Annotated in this window: 13 protein-coding genes; 5 read left to right on the forward strand and 8 right to left on the reverse strand. The window is 66.6% G+C overall.

Translation table 11 applies throughout. From position 1 onward, the window contains the following. Positions 1–6 precede the first annotated feature (6 nt). Positions 7–897, forward strand: coding sequence for an HTH-type transcriptional activator IlvY (ilvY, locus tag BEI_RS16390; RefSeq protein ID WP_097790514.1), 891 nt, complete (start codon positions 7–9; stop codon positions 895–897). A 113-nt stretch (positions 898–1,010) separates the two neighbouring features. Here ilvY and ilvN read toward each other — a convergent pair whose 3' ends face one another. Continuing rightward, positions 1,011–1,502 (reverse strand): acetolactate synthase small subunit, encoded by a 492-nt coding sequence (ilvN, locus tag BEI_RS16395; RefSeq protein WP_097790515.1) that lies wholly within the window; start codon positions 1,500–1,502, stop codon positions 1,011–1,013. Next, complete coding sequence (locus BEI_RS16400) at positions 1,502–3,226, reverse strand: acetolactate synthase 3 large subunit (RefSeq protein WP_097790516.1); 1,725 nt, start codon at positions 3,224–3,226, stop codon at positions 1,502–1,504. The genes ilvN and BEI_RS16400 overlap by 1 nt, the downstream gene beginning before the upstream one ends. 499 nt (positions 3,227–3,725) lie before the next feature. On the opposite strand from BEI_RS16400, the gene BEI_RS16405 reads away from it, so the two are divergent. Further along, entirely contained in the window at positions 3,726–5,192 is a 1,467-nt protein-coding gene (locus BEI_RS16405; protein ID WP_097790517.1) for a sugar porter family MFS transporter, read from the forward strand. A 107-nt stretch (positions 5,193–5,299) separates the two neighbouring features. Here BEI_RS16405 and clpB read toward each other — a convergent pair whose 3' ends face one another. The 4 genes from clpB to rluD form a co-directional block, all read right to left on the reverse strand. Further along, positions 5,300–7,888 carry an ATP-dependent chaperone ClpB gene (gene clpB / locus BEI_RS16410; protein ID WP_097790518.1) on the reverse strand — a complete coding sequence of 863 codons (2,589 nt, stop codon included), beginning with the start codon at positions 7,886–7,888 and terminating at the stop codon, positions 5,300–5,302. A 310-nt stretch (positions 7,889–8,198) separates the two neighbouring features. Next, positions 8,199–9,370 (reverse strand): IS3 family transposase gene (locus BEI_RS16415; RefSeq protein ID WP_097789061.1). Its coding sequence is split into 2 segments (ribosomal slippage): positions 8,199–9,094 and positions 9,094–9,370, totalling 1,173 coding nucleotides; the frame shifts between segments, so codons are not numbered across the junction. A 114-nt stretch (positions 9,371–9,484) separates the two neighbouring features. Next, complete coding sequence (gene pgeF / locus BEI_RS16420; RefSeq protein ID WP_097790519.1) at positions 9,485–10,240, reverse strand: peptidoglycan editing factor PgeF; 756 nt, start codon at positions 10,238–10,240, stop codon at positions 9,485–9,487. Continuing rightward, positions 10,237–11,196 (reverse strand): 23S rRNA pseudouridine(1911/1915/1917) synthase RluD, encoded by a 960-nt coding sequence (gene rluD, locus BEI_RS16425; RefSeq protein ID WP_097790520.1) that lies wholly within the window; start codon positions 11,194–11,196, stop codon positions 10,237–10,239. Before rluD ends, pgeF begins: the two co-directional genes overlap by 4 nt. A gap of 146 nt (positions 11,197–11,342) precedes the next feature. On the opposite strand from rluD, the gene BEI_RS16430 reads away from it, so the two are divergent. Continuing rightward, the gene (locus tag BEI_RS16430; RefSeq protein WP_097790521.1) at positions 11,343–12,152 is read left to right on the forward strand and encodes an outer membrane protein assembly factor BamD; all 810 of its coding nucleotides are present in this window, start codon (positions 11,343–11,345) and stop codon (positions 12,150–12,152) included. A 130-nt stretch (positions 12,153–12,282) separates the two neighbouring features. Next, positions 12,283–13,454, forward strand: a protein-coding gene (locus BEI_RS16435) for an IS3 family transposase (RefSeq protein WP_097789061.1) whose coding sequence is annotated in 2 segments (ribosomal slippage) — positions 12,283–12,559 and positions 12,559–13,454 — 1,173 coding nt in all. Because the reading frame shifts where the segments join, the coding sequence is not laid out codon by codon here. A gap of 147 nt (positions 13,455–13,601) precedes the next feature. On the opposite strand, the gene BEI_RS16440 is transcribed toward BEI_RS16435, so the two are convergent. Next, positions 13,602–15,233, reverse strand: coding sequence for an NAD+ synthase (locus BEI_RS16440; protein WP_097790522.1), 1,632 nt, complete (start codon positions 15,231–15,233; stop codon positions 13,602–13,604). Positions 15,234–15,333: 100 nt separating this feature from the next. Here BEI_RS16440 and BEI_RS16445 point away from each other — a divergent pair, with 100 nt between their 5' ends. Beyond that, on the forward strand, positions 15,334–15,591 hold the full coding sequence (locus BEI_RS16445; RefSeq protein WP_097790523.1) for a PP0621 family protein: 258 nt from the start codon (positions 15,334–15,336) through the stop codon (positions 15,589–15,591). A 157-nt stretch (positions 15,592–15,748) separates the two neighbouring features. On the opposite strand, the gene thiO is transcribed toward BEI_RS16445, so the two are convergent. Then, the gene (gene thiO, locus BEI_RS16450; RefSeq protein ID WP_097790524.1) at positions 15,749–16,852 is read right to left on the reverse strand and encodes a glycine oxidase ThiO; all 1,104 of its coding nucleotides are present in this window, start codon (positions 16,850–16,852) and stop codon (positions 15,749–15,751) included. Positions 16,853–16,942: the final 90 nt, after the last annotated feature.

A 16,942-nucleotide genomic window follows, 5' to 3' on the forward strand; every position in this document is an offset into this window, starting at 1 on the left:
TCCTTCATGGACCTGCGCCCCCTGAGACACTTCCTCGCCCTGGCCGACACCCTGCACTTCGGACGCGCCAGTGAGGCCTGTCACGTCAGCCCCTCCACCCTCTCCCGCTCGATCCGTCAGTTGGAGGAGAGCCTGGGAGTGCGGCTGTTCGAACGCGACAACCGTCATGTGGCCCTGACGCCCCATGGCGAGACCTTCCTGCGCTACGCCCGGGAGACCCTGGAGCAGTGGGATCAGTTGCGCCTGTCGATGATGAGCGCCGCCCACTCCCTGACCGGCGAGATCAGCATCTACTGCTCGGTCACCGCCAGCTACAGCTTCCTGTACGAGCTGCTCAGCGAGTTCCGCACTCGCCACCCCGGCATCGAGCTCAAGCTGCACACCGGCGACCCCGCCGAGGCGATGGCCCGCGTCCTGGCCGGCGAGGAAGACATGGCGATCACTCCCCGCCCCCGCCAGGTCCCCGAGGCACTGGCCTTCAAGTCGCTCACCCGCTCGCCGCTGGCCTTCATCGCCCCCCGGGACTCCCAGGACTGGATACCGGCCGCACCGGAGTCCCCCAGCGCCGAGCAGTGGCGCGAGGTGCCGATGATCCTCTCCGAGGCCGGGCTGTCGCGGACCTATGCCGATACCTGGTTCAAGGCGCTGGGCATCACGCCGCGCATCTACGCCCAGGTGGCCGGCCACGAGGCCATCGTCAGCATGGTGGGGCTGGGGTTCGGCATCGGCGTGGTCCCGAAGATCGTGCTGGACAACAGCCCGCTGCTGGAACGCGTGCGGGTACTGCCGGTGAAGCCGGAGCTCCCCCACTACGATGTCGGGCTGTGCGTGCTCGAGCGGCGCCTGAAGAGCCCGCTGCTCCACGCCCTCTGGGCCGAGGTCGAGGAGCGAAGCTGAGCGCAAGAAAACGCCGCCCCGTAGGGCGGCGGATCTTCAACCATGATGGGCGCAGACGTTGATTTACGTTCCGCGCGAAGATGGCTCGTTCGCCACCGGGGCGGCATAGTCAATCAGAGGGACAGGACCTTCTCCCCGCGGGCGATCCCCGAGACCCCGGTCCTCGCCACCTCGAGGACCCCGACCGGCGTCATGGCCTCGAGGAAGGCGTCGAGCTTGCCGGCATCGCCGGTGATCTGAACCGTGTACAGGCTCGGCGTCACGTCGACGATCTGCGCGCGGAAGATGTCCACGGTGCGCTTGACCTCGTCGCGGGCCGCCCCCAGGGCCTTGACCTTCACCATCATCAGTTCGCGCTCGATGTGGCTGCCCTCGGTCAGGTCGACCAGCTTGACCACGTCGATCAGCTTGTTGAGATGCTTGGTGATCTGCTCGATGACCCGATCGTCGCCGGTGGTGGTCACGGTGAGCCGCGACAGGCTTTCGTCCTCGGTGGGGGCCACGTTGAGGGTTTCGATGTTGAAGTTGCGCTGGGAAAACAGCCCCACCACGCGAGACAGGGCGCCCGGTTCGTTTTCCATCAGAATCGAGATGATATGGCGCATCAGGTCCGCTCCGTCTTGGAAAGCAGCATGTCACGCATGGAGCCCAGAGGCACCTGCATCGGATAGACGTGCTCGTGGGGATCCACGGCGACGTCGAGGAACACCAGCTCGTCCTTGTCGGCGAAGGTCCTCTCCAGCGCCGGCTCGAGCTCCTCCATCGTCTGCACCTTCAGGGCGGTGAAGCCATAGGACTCGATGAGTTTCTGGAAATCGGGCAGCGACTCCATGTAGGAGTGCGCATGGCGGGACTTGTAGTTGAGGTCCTGCCACTGGCGCACCATGCCGAGCGAGGCATTGTTGAGGTTGACGATCTTGACCCCACCGCCGAACTGCTTACAGGTCGACAGCTCCTGCATCATCATCTGAAAGCTGCCTTCGCCGGTCACGCAGACCACCTGCTCGTCGGGGAAGTTCTGCTTGATGCCCATGGCCGCGGGGAAGCCGAAGCCCATGGTGCCCAGCCCCCCGGAGGTGATGAAGCGGTTGGGCTTGTCGAACTTGTAGTACTGGGCCGCGAACATCTGGTGCTGGCCCACGTCGGTGGTCACGTAGGCCTCGCCGCGGGTCGCCCGACAGATGGCCTCGATGACCTCCTGGGGCTTGAGCGGCTCACCGGGCCTGGACGGCTCGTAGAGCTTGCCGTGGCGTTCCTCGCGCCAGCCCTCGATGGTCTCCCACCACTCCTCGAGCGCATCGGGGTTGGCGATCTCGCGGCCCTGCAGGAGGCTGATCATCTCGTTGATCACGTTGCCCGCCGGCCCGACGATGGGCACGTCGGCCCGCACCGTCTTGGAGATCGAGCTCGGATCGATGTCCACGTGGACGATCTTGGCCGTGGGGCAGAACTTGGAGGTGTTGTTGGTCACCCGGTCGTCGAAGCGTGCCCCGATGGCGACGATCAGGTCGGCATGGTGCATGGCCATGTTGGACTCGTAGGAGCCGTGCATGCCCAGCCAGCCGAGGCATTGCCGATCGCTCTGCGGGAAGGCGCCGATGCCCATCAGGGTGGTGGTGATGGGGAAGCCCAGGCGCTTGACCAGGTCGGTCAGCCCCTCGCTGGCCTCGCCGGTGACCACGCCGCCGCCGGTGTAGAAGACCGGACGCCGGGCCTTGAGCATCAGCTCCACGGCCTTCTTGATCTGGCCGGTATGGCCGCGTCCCACCGGGTTGTAGGAGCGCATCTTGACCTTCTTCGGGTAGACGTACTCGTAGCGCTCGGTGGGGGTGGTCATGTCCTTGGGGATGTCCACCACCACCGGGCCGGGCCGGCCGGTGGAGGCCAGGTAGTAGGCCTTCTTGAGGACTTCCGGGATCTCGGTCGGGTGCTTGATCGAGAAGCTGTGCTTCACGATGGGCCGGGTCACGCCGATGATGTCGGTTTCCTGGAAGGCATCGTCGCCGATCAGATGGCTCATCACCTGGCCGCACAGCACCACCATGGGGATCGAGTCCATGTAGGCGGTGGCGATGCCGGTGACCGCGTTGGTGGCGCCGGGACCGGAGGTGACCAGTACCGTACCGGGCTTGCCGGAGGCCCGGGCATAGCCGTCGGCGGCATGGGTGGCCGCCTGTTCATGGCGCACCAGGATGTGCTTGACCTTGTCCTGGCGGAAGAGGGCGTCATAGATGTGCAGCGCCGCGCCGCCGGGATAGCCGTAAATGTATTCGACGCCCTCGTCCTGAAGGAAGCGGGCGATCATGTCCGCGCCGGAAAGCAGTTCCACAGATGTTTCTCCCCTGGAGGTCTCGAGTGCGATCCGCGCCCTCCTCGGGCACGGGGTCGAGTGCGGCGATATGCCGCTGCCGGTCTCGCCGGCACCTGATGCCAAACCCTGGCGTTGTTAGACCCGGATAGGGCCTGCACTCTCATCACGGCGGATCACCGCGTCGGGGCGTTGGCCAGGTCGGGCGGTTGGCCCGGACCCGGAAGTCCTACGGCGGGTAGAGGCCCCATGGCCTACCCTTCGCGCGGGGATGGGGGATTGCCCGCTGGAGTCCGCGCCCGTTATCAGGAATCGTCAAGATTCCAATAGCCCCCGAAGAGTGTCAACCGCTACCCGCCTCCCGACGCCCCAATCGGGCGATTCCGCGGGACTGGCCAGGCCTGATGCGACGAAAGTCTAGCCCCTCTCGGCTCGCGAGTTCATGACGGCCCTGCTTCAATGACGCAGGTGACACGATTCACCTGCTCGCCATACATGGCCCCCTGACCCGGATACCGCGATGAGCCAGGGCTCTCGCCGAGCGAGTGAATCGATTCACCTGACAACCCAACAACACCAACTCACACCTCACCGGAGGAGAGACGCCATGTCTCGCATCGTGCAATGGTCCATCACCGTGGCCTTGGCCGGCTTCCTGTTCGGCTTCGACACCGCGGTCATCTCGGGCGCCGACAAGCCCATCCAGACGCTCTGGGGGCTAAGCGACCTCCAGCATGGCCTCCTGATCATGTCCATGGCCCTGTGGGGCACCGTGCTCGGCGCCATCACCGGCAACTGGCCAACCGACCGGCTCGGCCGGCGCGCCACCCTGCTGCTGATCGGCGTTCTCTACCTGGTCTCCGCCGTCGGCTCGGCCGTGGTCTCCGATCCAGTGCTGTTCGCCTTCTTCCGGCTGATCGGCGGCATCGGGGTCGGGATCTCCTCGGTCGCCGCACCGACCTACATCTCCGAGATCGCGCCCGCTCGCCAACGCGGCTTCCTGGTGGCCATGTACCAGTTCAACATCGTGTTCGGCATCCTGATGGCCTTCGTCTCCAACTACGTCATCAGCAGCGTCGTCACCGGCGACGATGCCTGGCGCTGGATGCTCGGCGTCGAGGCCGTGCCTGCCCTGCTCTATACCCTGATGATCACCCGGGTGCCGCGCAGCCCGCGCTGGCTGATCCTCAAGCGCGGAGATGTCGAGGAAGCCTCCCGTGTACTGCGGATGATCGAACCGGACGCCGACACGGAAGCCGAGATCGCCCGCATTCGCGCCGCGGAGAACGAGGAACAGAGCGCCCATGCCCGATTCTTCTCGATGCGCTACCGCCTGCCGATCCTGCTCGCCTTCCTGATCGCCTTCTTCAACCAGCTCTCGGGCATCAACTTCATCATCTACTATGCGCCGCGAGTACTGGAGGCCGCCGAACTCGGTAGCCAGGCCGCGCTGCTGTCCTCCGCCGGCATCGGGCTGGTCAACCTGGTGTTCACCATGCTCGGCATGTCGCTGATCGACAGGTTCGGCCGCCGCACCCTGCTGTTCATCGGCTCCGCCGGTTACCTGGTGTCGCTGGTGCTGATCTCGCGTGCCTTCTTCGCCGACGCCCTGGGCGGTATCGAGGTGCCGCTGCTGCTGGGGCTGTTCATCGCCGCCCATGCGATCAGCCAGGGGGCTGTGATCTGGGTGTTCATCGCCGAGGTATTCCCCAACCATGTCCGCGCCCGCGGCCAATCCTTCGGCGCCTCCATCCACTGGATCTTCGCCGCCCTGATCACCCTGCTGATGCCCTGGGTGCTGAGCACCTTCAGCGGCGGCCCGGTGTTCGCCTTCTTCGCGGTGATGATGCTGCTTCAGCTGGTCTTCGTGATGGTCCTGATGCCCGAAACCCGAAACGTCTCCCTGGAGGACCTGCAGAAGCACCTGGTGGGGGAAAGCGTCGGCATGCGCCGCGTGCACCTGTCGAAGGCCAGGGCAAAGGCCTGATTACCCCGAAACGAAAAGCCCGCCAGGGGTCCCCCCGGCGGGCAAGGGAGCGACGAAGCGCCCCGTCATGACGACCGCCCGCGCCCTTGCCGGTGCGGGCGGTCGTCTCAGTGATGGAAGACCAGATGGTCGCCTTCGACCTCGACCCGGATGACATCGCCCGGGGCATAGTGGCCGGCCAGCAGGTCCTGGGCCAGCGGGTTCTCGAGGCGGTTCTGGATCGCCCGCTTGAGGGGACGGGCGCCGAACACCGGATCGAAGCCCACCGTGGCCAGCTGGGCCATGGCCTCCTGGGACACCTCGAGCCCCAGGTCGTGCTCGGCCAGGCGCGAGCGCAGGCGATCGAGCTGGATATCGGCGATGGCCTGGATCTGCTCCTGGACCAGGGCATGGAAGACCACCACCTCGTCGATGCGGTTGATCAGCTCGGGGCGGAAATGCTGCCCCACCACGTCCATGACCGCGGACCTCATCTGGGCATAGTCGCTGTCGTCACCACCCATACGCTGGATGATGTCCGAGCCCATGTTGGAGGTCATGACGATGACGGTGTTGCGGAAGTCCACCGTGCGACCCTGGCCGTCGGTGAGCCGGCCGTCCTCGAGCACCTGCAGCAGGATGTTGAAGACGTCGTGGTGGGCCTTCTCCACCTCGTCGAGCAACAGCACCGAATAGGGCTTGCGGCGCACGGCCTCGGTCAGGTAGCCCCCCTCCTCGTAGCCGACGTAGCCCGGGGGCGCGCCGATCAGCCGGGCCACGGAGTGCTTCTCCATGAACTCGGACATGTCGATACGCACCATGGCCTCCTCGGTATCGAAGAGGAAGCTGGCCAGCGCCTTGCACAGCTCGGTCTTGCCGACCCCGGTCGGGCCGAGGAACAGGAAGGAACCGTTGGGTCGGTTGGGGTCGGCAAGACCGGCCCGGGAGCGCCGCACGGCGTTGGCCACGGCGGTCACCGCCTCGTCCTGGCCGATGACTCGCTCGTGCAGGGCCTCCTCCATGCGCAGGAGCTTGTCGCGCTCGCCCTCGAGCATCTTGGCCACCGGGATGCCGGTCCAGCGCGATACCACCTCGGCGATCTCCTCCTCGGTGACGTTGGAGCGCAGCAGCTTGTGGCTCGACGTGTCGGCGTCGGCCTCGGCGGCGCTGGTCTCGGCGATCTTCTTCTCCAGCTCGGGGATCACGCCGTACTGCAGCTCGGACATGCGCGCCAGGTCCCCCTGGCGGCGAGCCTGCTCCAGGTCGACCCGGGCCCGGTCGAGCTCGTCCTTGAACTGGGCCGCGCCCTGGATGCTGGCCTTCTCGGCCTTCCAGATCTCGTCCAGGTCGGCGTATTCCCGTTCCAGCTCGGCGATCTGCTCCTCTAGGGACTCGAGACGCTTCCTGGAGGCCTCGTCGGTCTCCTTCTTGAGGTGCTCGCGCTCCATCTTGAGCTGGATCAGCCGGCGGTCGAGGCGATCCATCTCCTCGGGCTTGGAGTCGAGTTCCATGCGGATCCGCGAACAGGCCTCGTCGACGAGGTCGATGGCCTTGTCGGGCAGTTGACGGTCGGTGATGTAGCGGGTCGACAGCTTGGCGGCGGCGATGATCGCCCCGTCGGTGATGTCGACGCCGTGGTGCACCTCGTAGCGCTCCTTGAGCCCGCGCAGGATGGCCACGGTATCCTCCTCGCTCGGCTCGTCCACCAGCACCTTCTGGAAGCGACGCTCCAGGGCGGCGTCCTTCTCGATGTGCTGGCGGTACTCGTCGAGGGTGGTGGCGCCCACGCAGTGCAGCTCGCCCCGGGCCAGGGCCGGCTTGAGCATGTTGCCGGCGTCCATGGCGCCCTCGGCCTTGCCCGCGCCCACCATGGTATGCAGCTCGTCGATGAACAGGATGATGCGGCCCTCTTCCTGGGCCAGCTCCTTGAGCACCGCCTTCAGGCGTTCCTCGAACTCGCCGCGGAACTTGGCGCCGGCCAGTAGCGCGCCCATGTCCAGGGACAGCACGCGCTTGTCCTTGAGGCCCTCGGGCACCTCCCCGTCGACGATCCGCTGGGCCAGCCCCTCGACGATGGCGGTCTTGCCCACGCCGGGCTCGCCGATCAGCACGGGGTTGTTCTTGGTACGCCGCTGCAGGACCTGGATGGTGCGGCGAATCTCGTCGTCGCGGCCGATCACCGGGTCGAGCTTGCCACTGGACGCGCGCTCGGTGAGGTCCAGGGTGTACTTCTCCAGGGCCTCGCGGCTCTCCTCGGCATTGGGGTCCTCGACCTTCTCGCCTCCACGCACGCTGTCGATGGCGGTCTCCAGCGCCTTGCGGGTCACCCCGGCCTGGGTCAACACCTTGGTCACCGCATGGCGCATCTCGAGGGCCGCCAGCAGCACCAGTTCGCTGGCGATGTACTGATCGCCCCGTTTCTGGGCCTCGCGGTCGGTCAGGTTGAACAGCTTGATCAGGTCCCGGGACGGCTGCACCTCGCCGTCGAAGTCGCTGACCCGGGGCAGCTGGTCCAGATGGCCCACCAGGGCATCGCGCAACCCGGCCGCGTCACCGCCGGCCTTCTGCACCAGGGCCTTCACGCCGGTATCGGTGGCGTCCAGCAGCGCCAGCAGCAGATGGCCGGGCTCGAGCTGGTTGTGTCCGTGCCCCACCGCCAGGGACTGGGCATCCGCCACGGCGTTCTGCAGCTTGGCGGTGAACTTGTCGAATCGCATTCGCTTTCCTCCGTCGGGGGGACGGCGCGTTCGGACGCGCCGCCTGTCCCGGTTTCATTCGTCTTGACATCCTCAATGGAGTCAGGATGGCCGGCTTTCAAGGTATGGGCCATCGGAAGGCATCGGAAAGCGAGGGGGATTGATGTGGATCAAGGGCCAAGCGGCCAAGCGGCCAAGCGGCCAAGCGGCCAAGCGGCCAAGCGGCGCGGCCAAGCGGCCAAGCGGCCAAGCGGCCAAGCGGCCAAGCGGAGGCTCAAGTAGAAAGTCAAAAGTAGCAAGTGAGGTGGCCCTGAAAAAGTAGACACCTTGATCAGGCAGCGGCTTCAAACGCCTTGGGCGATACCCCGCCCAAGGCGCCATGCAGCCGCACCTTATCGTAATACTCTTCGATGTAGTACTCCGCCTCAGCCTGCAGTTCAGCACGACTCTGCCGTGCCAGGCGACGGAGCCACTCTTCCTTCAGCTGGGCAAAGAAACTCTCGGCACAGGCGTTATCCCAGCAATTGCCACGACGGGACATGCTCAACGTGATGCCTCGCTCCGTCAGCCACCGCATCACGTTCTCGCTGCGGTACTGCGCCCCCTGATCTGAATGGAACAGCATGCCTCCGCTTGAGGGCTGCCGCGCCGCCCAGGCCATCCTCAGCGCCCGCTCCACCAGGTGGCTGTCGTTGAGAGGCCCACCGGCCCAGCCGACGATCCGCCGGGAATACAGGTCCATGACGATGGCCAGGTACCACCAGCCTTCGTGACAGCGTACCTGTGTGATGTCCGAGACCCAGACGCGATTGGGCGCCGTCACATCGAATTCTCGGTTCAGCAGGTTGGGTAAGGCCGGCAGGCCAGGCTTGGGGCGCCGATAACCGGGGCGCAAGGCCCGTGTCGAGCGATAGCCCGCGCGCTGCAGGAGCCGCTGCACACGATTCTGGCTACAGGCAAAGCCCACGTTCACGGCCGCCTGCCAGAGTTTGCGATAACCTGGTACGCCTGCCTGCCGGTCAGCTTCGGCCAGCAGGAAGCGCAACAGGCGCTCGTTCTCCGTCACCTGGGGGGACGGTCGGCGACTTAGCCAGCGATAGAAGCCCGCCTTGGACACGCCGAGTACTCCGCACATCAAAACAACCGTCCAGCGTCGGGAGCGGTAGCGCTTGATGAAGGCGAACTTCACTTCGGGTCTTTGGCGAAGTACTCGTTGGCCTTTTTTAGGATTTCGACTTCCAGCTCGGCCCGCTCGAGACGCTTCTTGAGTCGCCGGTTCTCACGCTCCAGCTCATGCTGGCTCTTGTGGGGACCCGCGTTGGGCACCCCCTTGGGCTGGCGGTCATCCGTGGTCACGAGTTCTCGCCTCCATCGACCTAGCAGTTTCGGGTGTATCCCGAACCGCTCCGCTACGCGGGCCTGGGGTTCGGGGGACTCCAGCGAATGCTGGACCACATGGCGTTTGAACTCCAGGGAGAACTGGCGACGGGTTTTCAAGCGCATAGCACCTTACCTCCGGGTTGCAGGTAAGGTGTCTACAAATTCAGGGGCACTCCACAAGTAACCCCTTGTCACTTTCTACTTGTCACTTGCCACTCCGTCCTTGGCGGCTCGGCGCTAGCGTAGCCAGATCATGCTGGCCATGCGGCCGGTGACGCCGTCGTCGCGACGGTAGGAGTAGAAGCGCGGCTCGCAGGCGGTGCAGAAGTGCCCGCCGCCGATATGGTCCAGCCCCAGGCGTTCCAGGCGCAGCCGCGCCAGCTTGTAGAGGTCGGCCATGTAGTGCCCCAGGCGGTAGGGACTGGGATCGAAGGCCTCGATGGCTTCGGGCTGGACCGCGACGAAGGCCTGGCGAACCTCGGCCCCCACCTCGAACTGTGCGTTGGAAATCGCCGGGCCCAGCCAGGCCATCAGGCTCTCCGGCGGCACGCCCATGGCCGCCACCGTGGCTTCCAGCACACCGCCGGCCAGACCGCGCCAGCCGGCGTGGGCCAGGCCGACCCGCTGCCCGGCCCGGTCACAGAAGAACACGGGCAGGCAATCCGCGGTGAGCACCACGCAGGCATGCCCGCGATCGTAGGCCACCGAAGCATCGGCCTGGGGCAGGTCTGCCGAATAGCCCTGCTGCACCCGGGCGCCGTGCACCTGATCGAGCCACAGCAGGGGTCGGTCGTCCCCGATTTCCTTGTGGAGCTGTCGCCGGCACAAGGCCACATGGGCCGGGTTATCGCCCACGTGCAGCCCAGGGTTGAAGGCGGCGAAGGCCCCCTGGCTGGGACCGGTCTCCCGGGTGGTGACGCAGGCCGCCACCGAGGGCGGCGCCGGCCAGTCCGGGCGAATCAGGGTCGGGCGCAGGTCCAGGGCATCGCTCATCGCATCGTCTCGCTGTCGTCGCGCAGGAAATCCAGCAGCATCAGCAGGTCGTCGGGCAGGGGGGCGCGGAAGCTCAGGGTCTCCCCGCTGCCCGGATGGACGAAGGCCAGCTTGCGGGCATGCAGCGCCTGGCGGGGGAATTCCCGCAGCACCTCCTTCAGCGTCTCTCCGGCCCCGGCCGGCAGCTTGAGGCGACCGCCGTAGACGGGGTCGCCGATCAAGGGGTAGCGCAGGTGCGCCAGGTGAACGCGGATCTGGTGGGTCCGCCCCGTCTCCAGCCGGCAGCGCACATGGGTGTGGGCCCGGAAGCGTTCCACCACCCGGTAATGCGTCACCGCCGGCTTGCCCGAGGCGTTCACCGCCTGGCGCTTGCGGTCCCGGGGATGGCGGCCGATCGGGGCGTCCACGGTGCCGCCGGCGGTCATCACCCCGACCACGACGGCGTCGTACTCCCGGGACACGGTGCGCGCCTGGAGCTGCTCCACCAGGGCGGTCTGTGCGGTCAGGGTCTTGGCCACCACCATCAGGCCGCTGGTGTCCTTGTCCAGGCGGTGGACGATTCCCGCCCGGGGCACCGCCGCCAGGTCGGGGCAATGATGGAGCAGGCCGTTGAGCAGGGTGCCGTCGGGATTCCCGGCGGCCGGATGCACTACCAGGCCGGGCGGCTTGTCGATCACCAGGACCTCGTCGTCCTCGTAGACCACGTTCAGGGGGATGTCCTCGGGCTCGAAGCGGGCGTCGTCCTCGATCACCGCGCTCAGCGCCAGCGACTCCCCCCCGTAGACCTTGTCCTTGGGCTTGGCGGGGTTGCCGTCCAGGGTGAGGGCGCCCTCCTTGATCCAGGCCTTGAGACGCTCCCGGGAAAAGTCGGCGAAGAGTTCGGCGGCGGCCTGGTCGAGGCGCAGACCGGCCATGTGCACAGGGACGCGTTGCTGGGCTTCGAGGGTCTGGGACATGGGGCGGCGATGGGTCCGTCTGGGCGATGGCGACGCCGGGCATCAGGCGGGGTGATGACTGCGTTTTGCCACGCGGTGCTTTATAGTGGGCGGATTCGGGCCGATTCTAGCACGGCCACCCCGGGTTGTTTGACACGAGGATCACGATGCGCGTTATCACGACCGGCTATCGCCTGGCCGCGATCTGTGTGGCGACCGCCCTGCTGGCCGGCTGTGCCAGCACCGGCGACGAGCAGGCCCCGGATCTCGCCGAGCGCCAGCTCTACGAGGAAGGTCGCACCGCACTGGAGAGCGGGCACTACACCACCGCCATCAACCGGCTCGAGGCCATCGATACCCGCTACCCCTTCGGCGAGACCGCCGAACAGGCCCAGCTGGAGCTGATCTACGCCTATTACGAGACCGACGACTGGGAAGCCGCCCGCGCCGCCGCCAGCCGCTTCATCCGCCTGCACCCGGACCACCCCCAGGTCGACTACGCCTACTACCTGCGCGGCCTGGCCGCCTGGCAGGCCGGTCGCTTCAGCCTGGAAGGCCTGCGCCTGATCGACATCTCCAAGCGCGACCTGGGCGCCACCCGGGATGCCTACGCCGACTTCCGCGAGCTGGTCCAGCGCTTCCCCGACAGCCAGTACGCGCCGGACGCCCGCCAGCGCATCGTCTACCTGCGTAACGTCCTGGCCCGTCACGAGCTGCAGGTGGCGGACTTCTACCTGCGCAAGGGCGCCTACCTGGCCGCCGTGGAGCGCGGCCGCTGGGTCATCGAGCACTATCCGCAGTCCGAGGCGACGCGCGACGCCCTGGCGGTGATGGTCGAGGGCTACCTGGGCCTCGACATGAGCGAACGCGCCCGCGAGACGCTGCGCGTACTGATCGACAACGCCCCGGATCACGAACGCCTGGACGGCCGCACCTTCCAGCCCCGCCACGTGGACGCCCCGGCGATTTCGGCCTGAGCAGCTGCAAGCTGCAAGCTGCAAGCTGCAAGCTGCAAGCTGCAAGCTGCAAGCTGCAAGCTGCAAGCTGCAAGCTTGGAGTGCCCCTGAATTTGTAGACACCTTACCTGCAACCCGGAGGTAAGGTGCTATGCGCTTGAAAACCCGTCGCCAGTTCTCCCTGGAGTTCAAACGCCATGTGGTCCAGCATTCGCTGGAGTCCCCCGAACCCCAGGCCCGCGTAGCGGAGCGGTTCGGGATACACCCGAAACTGCTAGGTCGATGGAGGCGAGAACTCGTGACCACGGATGACCGCCAGCCCAAGGGGGTGCCCAACGCGGGTCCCCACAAGAGCCAGCATGAGCTGGAGCGTGAGAACCGGCGACTCAAGAAGCGTCTCGAGCGGGCCGAGCTGGAAGTCGAAATCCTAAAAAAGGCCAACGAGTACTTCGCCAAAGACCCGAAGTGAAGTTCGCCTTCATCAAGCGCTACCGCTCCCGACGCTGGACGGTTGTTTTGATGTGCGGAGTACTCGGCGTGTCCAAGGCGGGCTTCTATCGCTGGCTAAGTCGCCGACCGTCCCCCCAGGTGACGGAGAACGAGCGCCTGTTGCGCTTCCTGCTGGCCGAAGCTGACCGGCAGGCAGGCGTACCAGGTTATCGCAAACTCTGGCAGGCGGCCGTGAACGTGGGCTTTGCCTGTAGCCAGAATCGTGTGCAGCGGCTCCTGCAGCGCGCGGGCTATCGCTCGACACGGGCCTTGCGCCCCGGTTATCGGCGCCCCAAGCCTGGCCTGCCGGCCTTACCCAACCTGCTGAACCGAGAATTCGATGTGACGGCGCCCAATCGCGTCTGGGTCTCGGACATCACACAGGTACGCTGTCACGAAGGCTGGTGGTACCTGGCCATCGTCATGGACCTGTATTCCCGGCGGATCGTCGGCTGGGCCGGTGGGCCTCTCAACGACAGCCACCTGGTGGAGCGGGCGCTGAGGATGGCCTGGGCGGCGCGGCAGCCCTCAAGCGGAGGCATGCTGTTCCATTCAGATCAGGGGGCGCAGTACCGCAGCGAGAACGTGATGCGGTGGCTGACGGAGCGAGGCATCACGTTGAGCATGTCCCGTCGTGGCAATTGCTGGGATAACGCCTGTGCCGAGAGTTTCTTTGCCCAGCTGAAGGAAGAGTGGCTCCGTCGCCTGGCACGGCAGAGTCGTGCTGAACTGCAGGCTGAGGCGGAGTACTACATCGAAGAGTATTACGATAAGGTGCGGCTGCATGGCGCCTTGGGCGGGGTATCGCCCAAGGCGTTTGAAGCCGCTGCCTGATCAAGGTGTCTACTTTTTCAGGGCCACCTCAGCTGCAAGCTGCAAGTCGACAGGATGGTCACGTCCCCAACAACGAGGAACCCCGAAGGTCGAGGCCTTCGGGGTTCCTTGTAGCTTGCGCCTTGTAGCTGACAGCTGCGAAGGGACCTATTCGCCGGGCTGCCAGCCGTTGACGATCGGGTAACGCCGATCCCGGCCGAAGCCGCGCCGGGTGACCCGAACGCCCACCGGTGCCTGGCGACGCTTGTATTCGCAGCGGTCGACCAGGCGCACCACCTGGTAGACGTCGTCCCGGTCGAAGCCGGCATCGATGATGGCCTCGGCGCTCATGTCGCCCTCGATGTAGCGCACCAGGATGGCGTCCAGGGTGTCGTAGTCGGGCAGCGAGTCGCTGTCCTGCTGCCCCGGGGCCAGCTCCGCGGAGGGCGGACGCTCGATGACCCGCTCGGGAATCGCCGGCGACTGGGTGTTGCGCCAGCGGGCCAGGCGATAGACCCAGGTCTTGTAGACATCCTTGATGGCGTTGTAGCCGCCCACCATGTCGCCGTACAGGGTCGCGTAGCCCACCGCCATCTCGCTCTTGTTGCCGGTGGAGAGCACCATCAGGCCCTTCTTGTTGGAGAGCGCCATCAGCAGCACGCCACGACAGCGCGACTGCAGGTTCTCCTCGGTGGTGTCCCGCTCGGTGCCGGCGAAGCTCTCGGCCAGGGTGCTCATGAAGGCCTCGACCATCGGCTCGATCGGCAGCACCTCGTAACCCACGCCGAGCATCTGCGCCTGCTGGGCGGCATCCTCCCGGGAGATGTCGGCGGTGTAGTGATACGGCATCATCACCGCATGGACCCGCTGAGGCCCCAGGGCATCCACGGCGATGGCCAGCGACAGGGCCGAGTCGATACCGCCCGAGAGTCCCAGCACCACGCCCTGGAAGCCGCTCTTGTTGACGTAGTCGCGCAGCCCGGTGACGAGCGCGCAGTAGAGGTTCTCCTCCGGCGACACCGGCTCGTCGACCTCGCCGGGCTGCGGCACCCAGCGACCCTGCTCGCGCACGAACTGGACCGGCATCAGCCCCACCGCCCAGTGCGGCGCCTGGACCCGCAGCTCGCCCCGGGCGTCCACGCAGGCCGAGCCCCCATCGAAGACCAGCTCGTCCTGGCCGCCGATCTGGTTGACGTAGAGGATCGGCAGCGACACCTCCCGCGCTCGCTGCTCGAGCAGCGCGAGGCGTTCGGAGGGCTTGTCCTGGTGGAAGGGAGAAGCGTTGAGGGTCACCAGGATCTCGGCGCCGGCGTCCCTGGCCTGTTGCACCGGGGCCTCGGCCCAGAGGTCCTCGCAGATCAGGATGCCCAGCTTGGCGCCCTTGTGCTCCACGACCAGGGGCTTGCGTCCCACCGAGAAGTAACGCTGCTCGTCGAAGACCTCGTAGTTGGGCAGCGCCTGCTTGGCGTACTCGTCGAGCCATTCGCCGTTGTAGAGCACGCCGGCCAGGTTCCAGTTCTGCCCTTCGCGGCGTCCCGGGTAGCCGACGATCACCATGACGTCGCTGGCCACCTTCTCGGCCAGCCGGGCCCGGGCGTGACGCAGGCGCGTCTCCATGGAGGGGCGCAGCAACAGGTCCTCCGGCGGATAGCCGGTCAGGAACAGCTCGGGCAGCACCACGATGTCGGCACCATGCTCGATGCGCGCTTCTCGTACCGTCTCGATGGCTCGGTCGGTGTTGCCGGGAATGTCCCCGACCAGGGGGTCCAGCTGAGCCATCACCAGCGTCAGGTCTTGCATGGGCGTAGAAATCTCTCGAGAATCCTGTGATACCTGCATTGTCCCGCAAGGGCGGTCGAGTGGCAAAGGCGACCGGCCCGCACCAGGGAGTCACCGAAGGATGAATCTCTTGCTGATCCGCCTGATCGTCTTCGCCGTGCTGTTCTTCGCCGGCCTCAAGCTCTATCGCATGTACCGCGAATGGAAGCTGGACCGCGAGCAGGTGGCCCAGGCGGGGGCCGAGGGCGGGCAGATGGTGCGCTGCGCCTGGTGCCAGGTGCACCTGCCGGAGGACGACGCCCTGCGCGACAAGGGCGAATGGTTCTGTTCCCGGGATCACCGCGACAAGTACCTGGAGGAGCGACGGGACGGGAGTTGAGCGGGGGTTCGTGGGAGCGCTCTTCAGAGCCGGTCCGACGCATCGGCGATGGCGCCGCCAGGCGCCCTCGGAGCCAGAGAGGACCGCCCTTCGGGCGGTATCGCGCAGCGAAGCTGCGCTCCCACCATGGTAGTCACGCCCGGGGGCGAAGAACTGATTACAGGCCCCCTGCCAATCGCCCCTCCAGCGCATAGGGCGCCGGGTCGAGGATCGGCGCCCGGCCCAGCAACTCATCGACCATCAGCCGCGTCGCGGCCGGCGCCAGCACCAGGCCGTTGCGGTAGTGGCCGGCATTGACGTGCAGGTTCTCGAGACCGGGCACCGCACCGATGAAGGGCACGCCATCCGGCGAACCGGGACGCAGCCCCGCCCAGTGATGCTCCACCAGGCAATCGGCCAGCGCCGGCACGATCCGGGTGGCCGAGGCCCAGAGCGACTCTCTCGCCTCTCCGGACACCGTCTTGTCGAATCCCGCGTCCTCCAGGGTCGAGCCGGCGAGCACGCGGCCATCGGCCCGGGGAATGACGTAGCGCCCATCCATCAGCACGACGCGGTTCACCAGTCCGGGCGGCGCCTTGAAGAGGATCATCTGCCCCTTCACCGGGCGCACCGGCAGCGTGATCCCGACCTCCTCCAGCAGAGCCGCCGCCCAGGCGCCGCCACAGACGAGGACCTGATCGGCGGCCACCGGGCCCTGAGAGGTCTCGACGGCCGTCACCCGGCCGCCCGCCTGGCGGAAGCCCCGCACCTCGCACTCCTCGCGCAGGGTAACGCCTTGCATCGCGCTCAAGCGGGCATGGAGGGCCCGGGTGAGCCGCGGATTGCGGATGCTGCCCAGGGTCGGCATCCACAGCGCCTCCTGACACCCTGGGGCGACTTCCGGTTCCTTGGCATAGAGGAAGTCGGCCGATACCCGCTCCAGCGGCTTACCCACCTCCCGGGCCCAGGCCATGGCGCGCGCCTCGTCCTCGACGCGCAGGTAGAGCAGGCCTTTCTGGCGATACTCCGGGTCCACCCCGGTTTCCTCGTACAGCCGCAGGGCCAGTTCGGGGTAGTAGCCTTCCGACCAGCCGGAAAGACGGGAGATGGGCGCCGTATAGCGCCAGGGATAGAGCGGCGAGACGATGCCGCCTCCGGCCCAGGAAGCCTCACGACCGCAACGGCCGCGTTCGAGCAGGGTCACCGAATGGCCGGCATCGGCCAGTTGCAGGGTCGTCATCATGCCGATGACGCCCCCGCCCACGACGAGAAAATCGCTCACGAGCTGTGTCCGAGTTGACTGACGGAGGGGGCACGGCGGCCGACGGATAGTAAGAGTCAGCTCAATGGAAAGCGGCACTTCCCGGGAGGC

Source organism: Halomonas beimenensis (assembly GCF_002549795.1).
In the GTDB taxonomy this organism is placed as follows: domain Bacteria; phylum Pseudomonadota; class Gammaproteobacteria; order Pseudomonadales; family Halomonadaceae; genus Halomonas; species Halomonas beimenensis.

Coding starts and splice junctions, on each gene's coding strand:
- ilvY (WP_097790514.1), top strand. CDS start 7: ATGGACCTGCGCCCCCTGAGACACTTCCTCGCCCTGGCCGACACCCTG.
- ilvN (WP_097790515.1), bottom strand. CDS start 1,502: ATGCGCCATATCATCTCGATTCTGATGGAAAACGAACCGGGCGCCCTG.
- BEI_RS16405 (WP_097790517.1), top strand. CDS start 3,726: ATGAGCCAGGGCTCTCGCCGAGCGAGTGAATCGATTCACCTGACAACC.
- clpB (WP_097790518.1), bottom strand. CDS start 7,888: ATGCGATTCGACAAGTTCACCGCCAAGCTGCAGAACGCCGTGGCGGAT.
- pgeF (WP_097790519.1), bottom strand. CDS start 10,240: ATGAGCGATGCCCTGGACCTGCGCCCGACCCTGATTCGCCCGGACTGG.
- rluD (WP_097790520.1), bottom strand. CDS start 11,196: ATGTCCCAGACCCTCGAAGCCCAGCAACGCGTCCCTGTGCACATGGCC.
- BEI_RS16430 (WP_097790521.1), top strand. CDS start 11,343: ATGCGCGTTATCACGACCGGCTATCGCCTGGCCGCGATCTGTGTGGCG.
- BEI_RS16440 (WP_097790522.1), bottom strand. CDS start 15,233: ATGCAAGACCTGACGCTGGTGATGGCTCAGCTGGACCCCCTGGTCGGG.
- BEI_RS16445 (WP_097790523.1), top strand. CDS start 15,334: ATGAATCTCTTGCTGATCCGCCTGATCGTCTTCGCCGTGCTGTTCTTC.